Source organism: Serratia sp. SA088 (assembly GCF_049065515.1).
GTDB lineage: Bacteria > Pseudomonadota > Gammaproteobacteria > Enterobacterales > Enterobacteriaceae > Serratia > Serratia nematodiphila.
The window spans coordinates 748,387-762,178 of record NZ_JBAKGW010000001.1; the positions used below are offsets into that span (position 1 = coordinate 748,387).

At 60.7% G+C, this 13,792-nt stretch carries 11 protein-coding genes; 5 read left to right on the forward strand and 6 right to left on the reverse strand.

The features are described 5' to 3' along the window. Positions 1–47: 47 nt before the first annotated feature. Positions 48–1,040, reverse strand: coding sequence for a 2-hydroxyacid dehydrogenase (locus ACOWVD_RS03700; RefSeq protein ID WP_015377997.1), 993 nt, complete (start codon positions 1,038–1,040; stop codon positions 48–50). Positions 1,041–1,507: 467 nt separating this feature from the next. On the opposite strand from ACOWVD_RS03700, the gene ACOWVD_RS03705 reads away from it, so the two are divergent. The 3 genes from ACOWVD_RS03705 to ACOWVD_RS03715 are packed head-to-tail and all read left to right on the forward strand — an operon-like array spanning position 1,508 to position 4,646. Next, positions 1,508–4,120 (forward strand): YdbH family protein, encoded by a 2,613-nt coding sequence (locus ACOWVD_RS03705; protein WP_164094912.1) that lies wholly within the window; start codon positions 1,508–1,510, stop codon positions 4,118–4,120. After that, positions 4,117–4,314 carry a YnbE family lipoprotein gene (locus ACOWVD_RS03710; RefSeq protein ID WP_004930472.1) on the forward strand — a complete coding sequence of 66 codons (198 nt, stop codon included), beginning with the start codon at positions 4,117–4,119 and terminating at the stop codon, positions 4,312–4,314. Before ACOWVD_RS03705 ends, ACOWVD_RS03710 begins: the two co-directional genes overlap by 4 nt. A gap of 8 nt (positions 4,315–4,322) precedes the next feature. Continuing rightward, positions 4,323–4,646: a YdbL family protein gene (locus ACOWVD_RS03715; RefSeq protein WP_015377995.1), complete on the forward strand. Its 324-nt coding sequence runs from the start codon at positions 4,323–4,325 to the stop codon at positions 4,644–4,646. Positions 4,647–4,765: 119 nt separating this feature from the next. Here ACOWVD_RS03715 and azoR read toward each other — a convergent pair whose 3' ends face one another. Further along, complete coding sequence (gene azoR, locus ACOWVD_RS03720) at positions 4,766–5,371, reverse strand: FMN-dependent NADH-azoreductase (RefSeq protein ID WP_015377994.1); 606 nt, start codon at positions 5,369–5,371, stop codon at positions 4,766–4,768. Positions 5,372–5,640: 269 nt separating this feature from the next. Here azoR and hrpA point away from each other — a divergent pair, with 269 nt between their 5' ends. Beyond that, the gene (hrpA, locus tag ACOWVD_RS03725) at positions 5,641–9,528 is read left to right on the forward strand and encodes an ATP-dependent RNA helicase HrpA (protein WP_197763519.1); all 3,888 of its coding nucleotides are present in this window, start codon (positions 5,641–5,643) and stop codon (positions 9,526–9,528) included. 96 nt (positions 9,529–9,624) lie between these two features. Here the strand turns inward: hrpA and ACOWVD_RS03730 are convergent, their stop codons facing one another. The 3 genes from ACOWVD_RS03730 to asr form a co-directional block, all read right to left on the reverse strand. After that, on the reverse strand, positions 9,625–10,437 hold the full coding sequence (locus ACOWVD_RS03730; protein ID WP_033632938.1) for a trypsin-like serine peptidase: 813 nt from the start codon (positions 10,435–10,437) through the stop codon (positions 9,625–9,627). A gap of 127 nt (positions 10,438–10,564) precedes the next feature. Beyond that, positions 10,565–10,696, reverse strand: coding sequence for a hypothetical protein (locus ACOWVD_RS03735; RefSeq protein WP_016927581.1), 132 nt, complete (start codon positions 10,694–10,696; stop codon positions 10,565–10,567). 35 nt (positions 10,697–10,731) lie between these two features. Next, entirely contained in the window at positions 10,732–11,007 is a 276-nt protein-coding gene (asr, locus tag ACOWVD_RS03740; RefSeq protein WP_004930450.1) for an acid resistance repetitive basic protein Asr, read from the reverse strand. Positions 11,008–11,191: 184 nt separating this feature from the next. Here asr and ACOWVD_RS03745 point away from each other — a divergent pair, with 184 nt between their 5' ends. After that, positions 11,192–12,097 carry an alpha/beta fold hydrolase gene (locus ACOWVD_RS03745; protein ID WP_088381633.1) on the forward strand — a complete coding sequence of 302 codons (906 nt, stop codon included), beginning with the start codon at positions 11,192–11,194 and terminating at the stop codon, positions 12,095–12,097. 167 nt (positions 12,098–12,264) lie between these two features. Here the strand turns inward: ACOWVD_RS03745 and ACOWVD_RS03750 are convergent, their stop codons facing one another. Next, positions 12,265–13,764, reverse strand: a complete 1,500-nt coding sequence (locus tag ACOWVD_RS03750; RefSeq protein WP_164094914.1) for a carboxypeptidase M32 — start codon at positions 13,762–13,764, stop codon at positions 12,265–12,267. Positions 13,765–13,792 lie beyond the last annotated feature (28 nt).

The following is a 13,792-nucleotide window of genomic DNA, read 5'->3' on the forward strand; positions in this document are numbered from 1 at the left end:
GTTCTCTCAAATAAACAGGGCGCCGCAAGGGCGCCCCGAGGTTACGCTCAGGCGTTCAACTGGTTCGGGCAGGTTTCGCCGCGATCCAACTGGCTGATGTTCTGCAGCGTGGTTTGTGAAATGCTGGTCAGCGCCTCTTCAGTCAGGAAAGCCTGATGGCCGGTGAACAGCACGTTGTGGCAGGCCGAGAGGCGGCGGAACACGTCGTCCTGAATCACATCGTTAGACTTGTCCTCAAAGAACAGATCGCGTTCGTTCTCGTAGACGTCCATCCCGAGGGCGCCGATTTTTTGCTGCTTCAGCGCATCGATGGCGGCGGTGGAATCGATCAGCGCGCCGCGGCTGGTGTTGATCACCATTACGCCGTTTTTCATCATCGCGAAGGCGTCGGCATTCAGCAGGTGGTGGTTCTCCGGCGTCAGCGGGCAGTGCAGGGTGATCACGTCGGATTGCGCGTACAGCGTCTTCAGATCGACATACTCCGCGCCCAGTTCCAGCGCCTGTTCGCTCGGGAACGGATCGTAGGCCAGCAGTTTCATGCCGAAGCCTTTCAGAATGCGCATCGTCGCCACGCCGATTTTACCGGTGCCGATCACGCCAGCGGTGCGATTGTGCATGTTAAAGCCGATCAGCCCTTCCAGCGAGAAGTTGGCGTCGCGGGTACGCTGATAAGCGCGGTGAATACGGCGGTTCAGGCACATCATCATGCCGACCGCGTGTTCTGCCACGGCCTCCGGCGAGTAGGCCGGCACGCGCACCACCTTGATACCCAGTTCTTTGGCGGCGTCCAGATCGACGTTATTGAAACCGGCGCAGCGCAGGGCGAGAATTTCGACGCCCAGCGCCGCCAGTTCTTCGAGCACTTCACGGCTGCCGTCGTCGTTGACGAAGATACACACCGCCTTGCAACCGGCGGCCGTTTTGGCGGTTTTTTTACTGAGTAAAAAGTCGAAGAATTCCAGCTCATAGCCAAACTGCTGATTCACCAGTTCGAGGTATTTACGGTCATACTGTTTGGTACTGTATATCGCCAATTTCATCGTGGTTTCTCCACCGTGATTTTGTGATCAATTTAACAGATTTTAGTAAATTCGACAATTGGTTAGCCCGTTTCGACATAGCCGAAATCGCTGCTGCAAGACTGCGGTGGGCCTGGATTCGATGGAGGGAAGACGACGGTGGCGGCAGGCGGCAAAAAAATCCCCACGGGGGTGTGGGGAATGGCTTCTCTAGTACATAGTTAGCTAGCAGCTAAACTTTTATTAGAATGGTTGCAAGACTATTAATCATCAACGGTAACAACAATAACAAAAGTCTGAAAACCGTCCTGTTTATGTGATGTATATGTAACGAAAATCTACAACCCCGTACACGTTTGCGCCAAAAAGGTGCAAATCGCTTCTGCGAGCCCGCTCGGCTTCACCCTATGTCAAATTCGTGCCATCATTATTGTCAATTCAGGCATAGACTTAACCAATGCCTAACTCAGGAACGAAGCAATCATTTAATGACCAGGCGATTGAAAGTATTCATAGGGACGGTGGCGGGCTGCGCAATCCTGGTGCTGGCGTTGTGGCAAACCTTGCCGCGCTGGCTGCCGGGGGTGTTATCGCATTGGTTGCCGGCGGGGAGCCGCCTGGAATTGCAGGGCAAATTGCACTGGCACCAGGGCGGGCTGGCGTTGGCGGGGGCGCGTTTCACTGCGCAAGATTGCCTGTTGGCCAACGTAGGGCCGACGCGGCTGGCTTACCGCCAGGGCCGCTGGCAGCTGTCGAGCGATAAGGTCAGCGTCGATAGCGCCTGTTTGTCAAAACTGCCGAGCGGCGACGCCAACAGCGCGCCGCTGGCGCTCGATCAGCTGCAGCAACAGCTGCCGCCGCTGGATCTCACCATTAATGACCTGACGCTCATTCCCTGGCAGCGCTATGCCGGCAAGCTGCAGCTTTCCTCCGGCCCCGACGGGCAACGTCTGCATTATCGGGGTCCGAATCTCAGCGCCGAGGCACAGCTGGATGAAAAACAGCAGCTGACGTTGCAGAGCCTGACCGTGGTTCCGCCCAACAGCGCACAACCTTTGCACCTCGCCGGCAAGATAACCATCCCGTTGGATCTGGCCAGCCTGCCGACGCAGGGCGCGTTGCAGGGGGAAATGCAAACCGCCTATCTGGAAAAACCGGTATTGCTGGACATGCGCTGGCAACAGCAGCAGGGCGTATTGACGGTGAGCGAGAAAGGCGACGATCGCCCGCTGGCGGTGTTGCCGTGGGAAGTCTCGCCGCAGCGGGTCAGCATCAAGCAGGGCGAGTGGCGTTGGCCGTACAGCGAGCAGCCGTTGAACGGCGGGCTCAGCATCGCGCTGCACGATTGGAGCAAAGGGCTGGATGAAACGGAGATCAGCGCGCGGCTGAACGTGATCACCGCGGGTCACAACGGCAAGGGCAATGCGGTGCTCACCCTCGGGCCGGGCAAGGTGGGGTTGACCGACAGCGATCTGCGCTTCCAACTGACCGGCCAGGCCAATCTGGCCGACTTTTCCACTACCGCGTCGATCCCGGGAGTGATCGGCGGCAGCATTCTCAACCCGACGCTGGTGCTGCAGCCCGGTTCGCTGCTGCGCCTGTGGGGCAAGGTGACGCCGGAAATGACGCTGGAAGAGGCGCGTTTGCCGCTGGCGGGCGTGAAGGTGACCGCCGCCGGCATCACCGGCCGCCTACAGGCGATTTTGAGCGCCAGCGACAGTTACTGGGGCCGCTTCAAGCTGCACCTGGACGGCCAGGCACAGGATTTCTGGCCGGACAAGGGCAACTGGCAATGGCGTTACTGGGGCAATGGCCGCTTGCCGCCGCTGCAGGCCGCCTGGGACGTCGCCGGCAGCGGCCGTTGGCGCGACAGTGAGTTGGTGCTCGACAAACTTTCCACCGGCTTCGATAAGTTGAAGTACGGTCTGGTGACGGTCGCCGCGCCGCGCCTGAGCCTCAATCAGCCGCTGCGCTGGCGGCGTGATGAACAAAGTCCGCAGTTCAACGGCGAGTTGCAGCTGGCGGCGGATAAGGTCAGCTTCAGCGACGGCGGCTATCTGCCGGCGCCGGTGCTGGCGCTGCAGGTAAACGGCCGTTCACCGGACAGTTTCCAACTGCAGGGCAAACTGCAGGCGCAACAGATTGGGCCGATCGCGCTGCGCGGCCGTTGGGACGGCGAACGTCTGCGCGGCGAAGCCTGGTGGCCGAAACAGTCGCTGAAGGTGTTCCAACCGCTGCTGGCGCCGGATCTCAATCTCACGCTGCGCGACGGCGAGTTTTACGCGCAGTCGGCGTTTTCCGCCGCTCGCGAACAGGGGTTCGAGGCCGGTGGCCACTGGGTGGTGAAAAACGGCGGCATGTGGCTGAAGGACGGCGAGATGAGCGGCCTGGATTTTATCCTGTCGTACCGGTTCAAGCAGCATCAGTGGCAATTGGGGGCCAAACAGCCGGTGTCGCTGCGCATCAAGTCTTTCACCAACCTGTTCGAGATGCAGAATATCTCCGCCGATCTGCAGGGCACCTATCCTTATAGCGAAAGGCAACCGCTGACGTTGAGCAACGTCGGCGTGGACATGCTCAACGGGCATATCAGCCTGTCGGCGCTGCGGTTGCCGCAGCATGACGCCGCGGTGCTGAAGCTGGACAAGGTCGATCTCAGCGCGTTGTTCACCGCCCTGAAACCGAAGCAGTTCGCCATGTCCGGCCGGGTCGACGGCGAACTGCCGCTGTTCCTGAATCACCCGAAATGGCTGGTGCAAAACGGCTGGATCGCCAACGCCGGCACCCTGACGCTGCGGCTGGACAAAGACATGGCCGACGCCATCGGCAGCAATAACCTGGCGACCGGCGCGGCGATCGACTGGCTGCGCTACATGGAAATCAACCGTTCGCACGCCCGGGTCGATCTCGACAACCTGGGCGAGCTGACGCTGAGCGCGCGCATCGACGGCATCAATCCGCAGAAAAGCGCCAAGCGCGAGGTGATCCTGAACTATCGCCATCAGGAAAACGTGTTTCAGCTGTGGCGCAGTTTGCGCTTCGGCGACAATTTACAGGAGTGGCTGGAGCAGGCCCTCTCACAACCTGGGGAGCAACAATGAAAATCATGAGTGTGTCGGCGCTGGCAGCGGTGCTGTGCGTTTCGCTGCTGAGCGGCTGCGTGCCGCGCATCGAGGTGGCGACGCCGAAGGATCCGATCACCATCAATATGAACGTCAAGATCGAGCATGAGATTCATATCAAGGTGGATAAGGACGTCGAAAACCTGCTGAAAACCCAAAGCGGTCTGTTCTAGGAGCCGACATGAAAAAACGTTATGTGTGGCTGGCCGGCGCCGCCTGGCTGTTCAGCAGCGTGGCGATGGCGCTGACGCTGGATGAGGCGAAGCAGCAAGGGCGGGTGGGCGAAACCCTGAGCGGCTATATTGCGCCGGTGAAACAGGATGCGGAAACACTGGCGCTGGTGAAGCGCATCAACGCCGGCCGCGCCGAGAAGTATCAGGAAGTGGCGGACGGCAACCATATCGCCGTCGACGAAGTGGCGCGCATGGCGGGGCAGAAGCTGGTGACGCGTGCGCAGAGCGGCGAGTATGTGCGCGGCATCAACGGACAATGGTTGAAGAAATAAAAAAAAGCGCGCCGTCTGGCGCGCTAAATGATACGGATAGATGATTATTATGAGGGTAGTGCAGGTTTGACAGGACTTGCCTTTTGTCCGGCAGGGGCACGGCGCCCCTGCGCAGGGTCTTAGGCAGCAACCACCTGAGACAGGGCCGCTTTGGCGTCTTCCTGTGCTTTGGTCGCCACTTCCGGGCCGTAGGCGATGCCTTCCGCGAAGACGAACTCCACGTCGGTAATGCCGATGAAGCCCAGGAACAGACGCAGGTAAGGTTCTACCAGGTCGGTTGGGGTGCCTTTATGGATGCCGCCGCGGCTGGTCAGGATCACGGCGCGTTTGTTTTTCACCAGGCCTTCCGGACCGTTTTCGGTGTAGCGGAAGGTCACGCCGGCGCGGGCAACCAGATCGAAATAGTTTTTCAGCTGGGTCGGGATGTTGAAGTTGTACATCGGTGCGGCAATCACGATGACGTCATTGGCCTGCAGCTCGGCGATCAGCTCGTCCGACAGCGCCAGCGCTTCTTGTTGACGCGGGGTCAACGGCGCATCGGAAGGACGCAGCGCGCCAACCAGTTCGCCGTCCAGCACCGGGATTGGCTGTGCAGCCAGATCGCGTACGGTGATGGTGTCGCCGCTATGGGCGTTGCTCCATTGCTCTACGAAGAAATCGGCCAGTTGGTTAGACTGAGAGTAGGTCGCCAGGATGCTTGATTTCAGAACCAATACGTTGCTCATCGATAATTCCTTACGTTGTGACAGTGACATCAGGACTCAGCGTCCCTTGCATGAAGTACATGCTATTCACATTCCTCCAACAGTGATAGCGCAATATTTCGAGATCTTCGTTCGATTTTATTGAATGACATGCCGAGGTTTTGCTCGCGGAAGTAGGGCGAAAAAGCCGTTTGTGATAGGCTGTGCGGCTAAAGCAAAAAAATCGCTAAAAAAACATTAAACCGTTGCCAAGCCTGGCCTTGGCGGCGAAGAAACAAGGAACACCGAACGTGAAATCTCCGCTCGAGGCACTGCCGGCCCAACTGGGCGAGCTGATGCTCCGCGATCAACAACGCCTGCGTCGTCGCCTGCAGGGCGCACGAAAAATCAAAAATCCCGATGCCCAGCTGGCGGTTGCCGCCGAAGTGGAAAGCGACATCGCGGCGGCGCGGCAAAAAGTGCTGGCGCGCGCCGCGTCTTGCCCGCGCATTACCTATCCGGAAAGCCTGCCGGTCAGTCAGAAAAAGCAGGACATTTTAAACGCTGTCCGCGATCACCAGGTGGTGATCGTCGCCGGGGAGACCGGTTCGGGGAAAACCACCCAGTTGCCGAAGATCTGTCTGGAGCTGGGGCGTGGGGTGAAAGGGCTGATCGGCCACACCCAGCCGCGCCGCCTGGCGGCGCGCACCGTCGCCAACCGCATCGCCGAAGAGCTGGAAACCCCGCTCGGCGGCAGCGTCGGTTACAAGGTGCGCTTCAACGATCAGGTCGGGGAAAACACCCTGGTCAAGCTGATGACCGACGGCATCTTGCTGGCGGAAATTCAGCAGGATCGCCTGCTGATGCAGTACGACACGCTGATCATCGATGAAGCGCACGAGCGCAGCCTCAACATCGACTTTATTCTCGGCTACCTGCGCGAACTGTTGCCTAAGCGCCCGGATCTCAAGGTGATCATCACCTCGGCGACCATCGATCCGCAGCGCTTCTCGCGCCATTTCAACAATGCGCCGATCATCGAGGTTTCCGGCCGCACTTACCCGGTGGAGGTGCGTTACCGCCCGGTGGTCGACGACGGCGACGATACCGACCGCGACCAGCTGCAGGCGATTTTCGATGCGGTGGACGAGCTTGGGCGCGAAGGGCCGGGCGACATTCTGATTTTCATGAGCGGCGAGCGCGAGATCCGCGACACCGCCGACGCTCTGAACCGCCTCAATTTGCCGCACACCGAAGTGCTGCCGCTGTATGCGCGCCTGTCGAACAGCGAGCAGAACCGGGTGTTCCAGTCGCACCACGGCCGCCGCATCGTGCTGGCCACCAACGTGGCGGAAACCTCGCTGACGGTGCCGGGCATCAAATACGTCATCGATCCGGGCACCGCGCGCATCAGCCGCTACAGCTTCCGCACCAAGGTGCAACGCCTGCCGATCGAGCCGGTGTCGCAGGCTTCCGCCAACCAGCGTAAAGGGCGTTGCGGCCGCGTGTCGGAAGGGGTGTGCATCCGTTTATATTCCGAACAGGATTTCCTGTCGCGGCCGGCGTTTACCGATCCGGAAATTCTGCGCACCAACCTGGCGTCGGTCATTCTGCAGATGACCTCGCTGGGGCTGGGCGACATCGCCGCGTTTCCGTTCGTCGAAGCGCCGGATAAACGCAACATTCAGGATGGCGTGCGCCTGCTGGAAGAGCTGGGGGCGATCGCCACCGCCGACAACGGCCACTATCAGCTGACGCCGCAGGGCCGTCAGCTGGCGCAGTTGCCGATTGACCCGCGTCTGGCGCGCATGGTGCTGGAGGCGCAGAAGAGCGGCAGCGTGCGCGAGGTGATGATCATCACCGCCGCGCTGTCGATTCAGGATCCGCGTGAGCGCCCGATGGACAAGCAGCAGGCCTCGGACGAAAAACACCGCCGCTTCGCCGACAAAGACTCCGATTTCCTGGCGTTCGTCAACCTGTGGGATTATCTGCAGGAGCAGCAAAAGGCGAACTCTTCCAGCCAGTTCCGCCGGCTGTGCCGCAACGATTTCCTCAACTACCTGCGGGTGCGCGAGTGGCAGGATATCTATACCCAGCTGCGCCAGGTGGTGAAAGAGCTGGGGCTGCCGATCAACAGCACGCCTTCCGACTACCGCAGCGTGCACACCGCGCTGCTGACCGGCTTGCTGTCGCACATTGGCCAGAAGGATGCGGACAAGCAGGAATACACCGGCGCGCGCAATGCCCGCTTCTCGATCTTCCCCGGTTCCGGCCTGTTCAAAAAGCCGCCGAAGTGGACCATGGTGGCCGAACTGGTGGAAACCAGCCGCCTGTGGGGGCGCATCGCCGCGCGCATCGAACCGGAATGGATCGAGCCGCTGGCTCAGCATCTGGTGAAACACAGCTACAGCGAGCCGCACTGGTCGAAGTCGCAAGGGGCGGTGATGGCCAGCGAAAAGGTCACGCTGTTCGGTTTGCCGATCGTCGCGGCGCGCCAGGTCAATTACGGCGCCATCGATCCATTGCTGTGCCGTGAGCTGTTTATCCGCCATGCGCTGGTGGAGGGCGACTGGCAGACGCGCCACGCCTTCTTCCGTGAAAACCAAAAGCTGCGCGCCGAAGTGGAAGAGCTGGAGCATAAATCGCGCCGCCGCGACATTCTGGTGGACGACGAGACGCTGTTCGGCTTCTACGATCGCCGTCTCCCCAACGACGTGGTTTCCGGCCGTCATTTCGACAGCTGGTGGAAGAGCGCGGCCAAACAGCAGCCGGATCTGCTGAACTTTGAAAAAGAGATGCTGATCAAGGATGGCGCCAACAAGATCAGCGCGCTGGACTACCCGAACTTATGGCATCAGGGCAATCTCAAGCTGCGGCTGAGCTACCAGTTCGAACCGGGCACCGACGCCGACGGCGTGACGGTGCACATTCCGTTGCCGATCCTCAATCAGGTGGAGGAGCAGGGCTTCGAGTGGCAGATCCCCGGCATCCGCCGTGAGCTGGTGATCGCGCTGATCAAGTCGCTGCCGAAACCGGTGCGCCGCAACTTCGTGCCGGCGCCGAACTACGCCGAAGCGTTCCTCGGCCGCGTTACGGCGCTGGAATCGCCGCTGCTGGACGCGCTGGAGCGCGAGCTGCGGCGCATGACTGGCGTGACCGTGTCACGTGATGACTGGCAATGGGATCAGGTGCCCGATCACCTGAAAATGACTTTCCGCGTGGTGGGCGAGAAGAACCAGACGCTGCGCGAAGGCAAAGACCTGGCCGCGTTGCGCCTGCAGCTGAAAGAGAAGGTGCAGGAGACGCTGTCGGCGGTGGCCGATGACGGGCTGGAGCAGAGCAATCTGCATGTCTGGAGCTTTGGTCAACTGCCGGCGTTCTACGAGCAGAAGCGCGGCGGCTATTCGATGAAGGCCTACCCGGCGCTGGTGGATGAGAAGGACAGCGTGGCGATCCGTCTGTTCGACAGCGAAAGCGAGCAGCAACAGGCTATGTGGCAAGGTACGCGCCGTCTGCTGCTGCTGAATATTCCTTCGCCGATTAAGTACCTGCATGAAAAGCTGCCGAACAAGGCCAAACTGGGGCTTTATTTCAACCCGTACGGCAAGGTGCTGGAGCTGATCGACGACTGCATTTCGTGTGGCATCGACAAGCTGATCGCCGAACACGGCGGCCCGGTCTGGCAGGAAGAAGGCTTTGCGCGTTTGCAAGAGCAGATCCGCGCCGAGTTGAACGACACGGTGGTCGAGGTGGCCAAACAGGTTGAGCAGATCCTGACGGCGGTCTTCAACATCAACAAGCGGCTGAAAGGCCGGGTGGACATGTCGTTGGCGCTGGCGCTGTCGGACATCAAGACCCAGCTCGGTGGCCTGGTCTATCGTGGCTTCGTCACCGGCAACGGATGGAAACGCCTGCCGGACACGCTGCGCTACCTGCAGGCGATCGAGCGGCGGTTGGAAAAACTGGCTATCGATCCGCACCGCGATCGCGCGCAGATGCTGCGGGTGGAGCAGGTACAGCAGGCGTGGCAGCAGTGGCTGAACAAGCTGCCGCCGAAGCGACAGCAGGAGGAAGAGGTGAAGGCGGTGCGCTGGATGATCGAAGAGCTGCGCGTCAGCCTGTTCGCGCAGCAGTTGGGCACGCCTTACCCGATCTCCGACAAACGCATTTTGCAAACTATCGAGCAGCTTTCGGGTTAAGCTCGGGCGCGCCGGCCGGCAAGCGGCCGGCGCAGCGCAAGTTGAAATTCAGGGAACAGATAAACAGCCACGGCGCTTGATGCGCCGTGGCGAGAGCTACTTGCCCGCCGCCAGGGCGTCCAGCGCGTCGCGGATGCCGGGCACCGCCAGGGCGCGGTTATCGGCGCGATAGCGATCTTTCGCCGCCGGCGCCGAGCTTTGGATGGCGATCAGCTGCCAGCCGTCGGCGGTTTTCAACAGCAGCGGTGAGCCGCTGTCGCCGGGCAGGGTATCACACTGGTGCGACAATACGCCTTGCTGGGCCCAGCCGGTGACCTTGCAGTTTTGGTGGCTGTAGAGGTCATCCAGATGATCCTCCGGGTAACCCGCCTGAGTGATCAGCCGTTTGGCCTGTTTCAGGGCCTGGGTCAGCGCCTTGCTGTCGCCTTGCCACAGCGGCAACGGTGCGATCGGCAACGGCTTTTTGTCTTTCAGCCGGATCAGCGCAAAATCATAAGCGGCCGCAGCGGGCGGGACGATCCAGCCATCGCCGTCCGGCTTCAGCTTTTTGCCCAGCTTGCTGTCGACCAGGGTCTCGATATCGCCGGTTTGATACTGCCAGGATTTATCGCCTGCCACAAAGCGCAGAGCGATGGCTTTATCCAGTTGTCCGGGCGGCGCCAGCACGCAGTGGCCGGCGGTCAGCGCCAGGTGCGGGGAGATCAGCGTGGCGGTACACAGATTGCCGCTGGCGGTTTCGACCTGGCCGATGGCTTGCCACGGCTGGGCGGCGGTATCCGTGACCTTGATTCGTTCATCTTTGCCGAAAAACAGACGCGTTTGCTCGGCCTTGGACGGGCCGTCGGCGCGTGCCGCCTGAGCAGCGATGAGCGGGAGTGAGCACAGCAACAGTAAAACGGATATGCGCATAGATCTCTTGCCTGACAAATACGGATCATCCATAAACACACTGAATGCTAACTATAGACTGATTTAGCAGCCATGTGGATGGGCAATAATTGATTTTTCAATAATTTCCCGCCGGCAACGCGGCAGGCTACAGGTAAAAAAAGACGGCGATCAGTCCGCAAAGGATCAGGGCGGTCAGAACGATCTCGAACAGGTAGCGGCGCAGCATCAATGAGAACCCCCCGATGAAAAAACACCCGGCGAACCGGGTGTCGTACACGTCAAGCCTGAAGCGGTGAGGGGACCCTCACGTCATTACGCTTTTTTGTGGCTGGTTTTCTTGTGGTGCTTTTTAGCAGCCTGGGCTTTTTGCGCCGGGGCTTTCTTCACGGCTTTTTTGTGATGCTTCTTGGCCGCCTGCGCTTTCTGTACCGGCGCTTTCTTGCCGTGGTGTTTCACCTGAGCTTTAGCCGGCGCAGCGGTGGCGGTGGTGGCGGTAGCCGCAGGTGCGGTGGTGGCAGCCTCGGCAGCGAAAGCCACGGAAGACAGACCCATTGCAGCGGCAACAACCAGAGCTAATACTTTTTTCATCGTAGAATCCTCAACATGACTTTTGGGTATCAACCCCACTGCGGGGCCGTTGAAATGATAGTAGGCAAACGGCGCCCGGCTTTCCGTGAGTGATTGGTTTCGGCATGTAACCTAATGTACAGGGCGACGGCGGCGAGGGGATTGCTGCTATAATGGCCGCCAGGCGCGATAAAAGGGATTGAAAATGAACGAGATAGTGATTCGTTATGGCGTAACCGAACAGGGCGAGGTGCCGCTGGCCTATGAGGACTGGGGCGATGAGGCGCACCCGCCGCTGCTGCTCATCATGGGCATCGGCGCGCAGCTGTTGCTGTGGCCTGACGATTTCTGCCGCGCCCTGGTGGCTCAGGGGTTTCGGGTGATCCGTTATGACAACCGCGACGTCGGCCTTTCCGGCAAAACGCAGGCGCAACGCACGCAGCCGTTGTGGCTGCTGATGCTGCGCGCCCAGCTCGGTTGGCAAACGCCGGTGCCTTATACCCTGGCGGACATGGCGACGGACGCGGCGCATCTGCTCGATCATTTACGCATCCCGCAGGCTCACGTACTGGGCGCTTCGATGGGGGGGATGATCGCCCAGGTGCTGGCCGCCGAATACCCGCAGCGCGTCGCCTCGTTATGCATCTTGTTCTCCAGCACCAATCAGCCGCTGTTGCCACCGCCGGCGCCTTCGCTGCTGTGGCTGTTGGTGCGCCGGCCGGCGGCCGATTTGACGCTGCAGCAGCGCCACGAGGGAATGAAGGCCTTCCTGCGCGCGCTCGGTACCCGGTTTTATCCGCCGGAGGAGGCGGAGCTGGATGCATTGGTGAATCGGTTGTTGAAGCGGGGCGTGGATCCCGAAGGCGTGCAGCGGCAACTTTCCGCGTTGCTCGGCAGCGGCGATCTGCGTCGCTACAGCCGGCGCATAGCCGCGCCGACGCTGGTCATTCACGGCGATCGCGATCGGCTGGTACGCAAGGCGGGTGGAGTGGCGATCGCCCGCGCGGTCGCCAACGCCAAATTGCATATTATGCCAGGCATGGGGCATGACCTGCCGGCCTCGTTGAGGCCGCAGCTGGCGGCGATGATCGCCTGTCATGCACTGGGATGAGAGGCCGGAATGCCGGCGTTTCTTGCTATTTTAGTTACAACATACTAATGGTGGGTGGCCACCCGCCACTCTGTAGCCAAGGCGATGTCGGCACAGAACGTGCGTTATGAAGCATTATCCGGTCTTGCAGGCGGGAAAAGGGCGCGGCAGGGCCGCGCCAGGGGAGATTACAGGTAGCGGTTTTCCAAATGCTGACGGAAGTAGCGTGGGTTGAGCGCTTCGCCGGTTGCGTTGGCGATCAGCGTCTCGGTCGGGAAACGGCTGCCGTGGCGCCAGATGTTGTGCTGCAACCAGTGGAACAGCGGCTGCAGGTTGCCGGCGGCGATATCTTCGTTCAGCGAAGGCAGGGCCTGACGCAGGCTGTGGAACAGCTGCGCGGCGTACATCGCGCCGAGGGTGTAAGTCGGGAAGTAGCCGAAGGCACCGTCGGTCCAGTGAATATCCTGCATGCAGCCGTTGCGGTAGTTGCCGATGGTGTCGAGGCCGAGGTAAGCACTCATCTTCTCATTCCACAGCGCCGGAATGTCTTCCACTTCAATGTCGCCTTCGATCAGCGCTTTTTCAATTTCGTAGCGCAGGATGACGTGAGCAGGATAGCTCACTTCGTCGGCGTCGACGCGGATCAGGCCCGGTTTAACGCGCTGGTTGAGGCGAATGAAGTTGGTCTCTTCCAGCGCCGGCTGTTCGCCAAACTGCGCGGTGACTAACGGACGCAAGATTTTCAGGAATTCATTGCCGCGCGCCAGCTGCATTTCGAACAGCAGGCTCTGCGATTCGTGGATAGCGGTAGAACGGGCCAGGGCGACCGGCTGGCCAAGCAGATCGCGCGGCAGGTTTTGCTCGTAGCGGGCGTGGCCGGTCTCGTGCACGATGCCGAGCAGCGCGGTCAGAAACTCTTTGTCGTTGTAACGCGTGGTGATGCGTACATCTTCCGGCACGCCGCCGCAGAACGGGTGGGCGCTGACGTCGACGCGGCCATTGTCGAAGTTGAAACCGAGCAGTTTCATCACGCTCAGGCTCAGCTGACGCTGGGTGTCCACATTGAACGGGCCTTGTGGCGCCTGGCAGGGCTCATTAGCTTGTTTGGCCACCACGCGCTGCAGCAGATCCGGCAGCCAGGTTTTCAGATCGCCGAAGATGCGGTCGAGATCGCTGCTGCGCATGCCCGGCTCATACAGGTTGAGCAGAGCATCGTAACGGCTTGTGCCGGCCGCCTGCGCGCGGATCTGCGCCTCTTCCCGGCTGAGCTTGACCACCTCGCGCAGGTTGTCGGCGAAGCCGTCCCAATCGTTGGCAGGGCGCTGGGCGCGCCAGGCGTGTTCGCAGCGCGCACCCGCGAGCGACTTGGCCTCGACCAGCGACGCCGGCAGCAGCACGGCGTCTTCATATTGGCGGCGCATTTCGCGCAGGTTGGCGCGGTCGAGTTCGTCCAGCGTCTCTTGCTGCGCGCGATCCAACAGCGCGCCGGTGCTTTGTGCCGTTAAAATCTGGTGCTGCAGCACGCTCAGCTCGGCCAGCGCTTCGGAGCGCGCCTTGCTGCCGCCCGGCGGCATCATGGTTTGCATGTCCCAACCGGCGATGGCGGACAGGTGGCCGAAACGCGACAACCGGCTGAACAGGGCGCGCAGGTGATCGTAAGCAGACGTGTTGGAATGTGCAGATGTCATTATTATTCGGCTCCAATGAGAAGGTCTG

What these genes read in the sequence shown, in the direction of transcription:
- ACOWVD_RS03745 (WP_088381633.1), top strand. Translation starts at nt 11,192, where the DNA reads ATGAACGAGATAGTGATTCGTTATGGCGTAACCGAACAGGGCGAGGTG.
- ACOWVD_RS03710 (WP_004930472.1), top strand. Translation starts at nt 4,117, where the DNA reads ATGAAAATCATGAGTGTGTCGGCGCTGGCAGCGGTGCTGTGCGTTTCG.
- ACOWVD_RS03700 (WP_015377997.1), bottom strand. Translation starts at nt 1,040, where the DNA reads ATGAAATTGGCGATATACAGTACCAAACAGTATGACCGTAAATACCTC.
- ACOWVD_RS03750 (WP_164094914.1), bottom strand. Translation starts at nt 13,764, where the DNA reads ATGACATCTGCACATTCCAACACGTCTGCTTACGATCACCTGCGCGCC.
- ACOWVD_RS03730 (WP_033632938.1), bottom strand. Translation starts at nt 10,437, where the DNA reads ATGCGCATATCCGTTTTACTGTTGCTGTGCTCACTCCCGCTCATCGCT.
- ACOWVD_RS03705 (WP_164094912.1), top strand. Translation starts at nt 1,508, where the DNA reads ATGACCAGGCGATTGAAAGTATTCATAGGGACGGTGGCGGGCTGCGCA.
- asr (WP_004930450.1), bottom strand. Translation starts at nt 11,007, where the DNA reads ATGAAAAAAGTATTAGCTCTGGTTGTTGCCGCTGCAATGGGTCTGTCT.
- ACOWVD_RS03715 (WP_015377995.1), top strand. Translation starts at nt 4,323, where the DNA reads ATGAAAAAACGTTATGTGTGGCTGGCCGGCGCCGCCTGGCTGTTCAGC.
- azoR (WP_015377994.1), bottom strand. Translation starts at nt 5,371, where the DNA reads ATGAGCAACGTATTGGTTCTGAAATCAAGCATCCTGGCGACCTACTCT.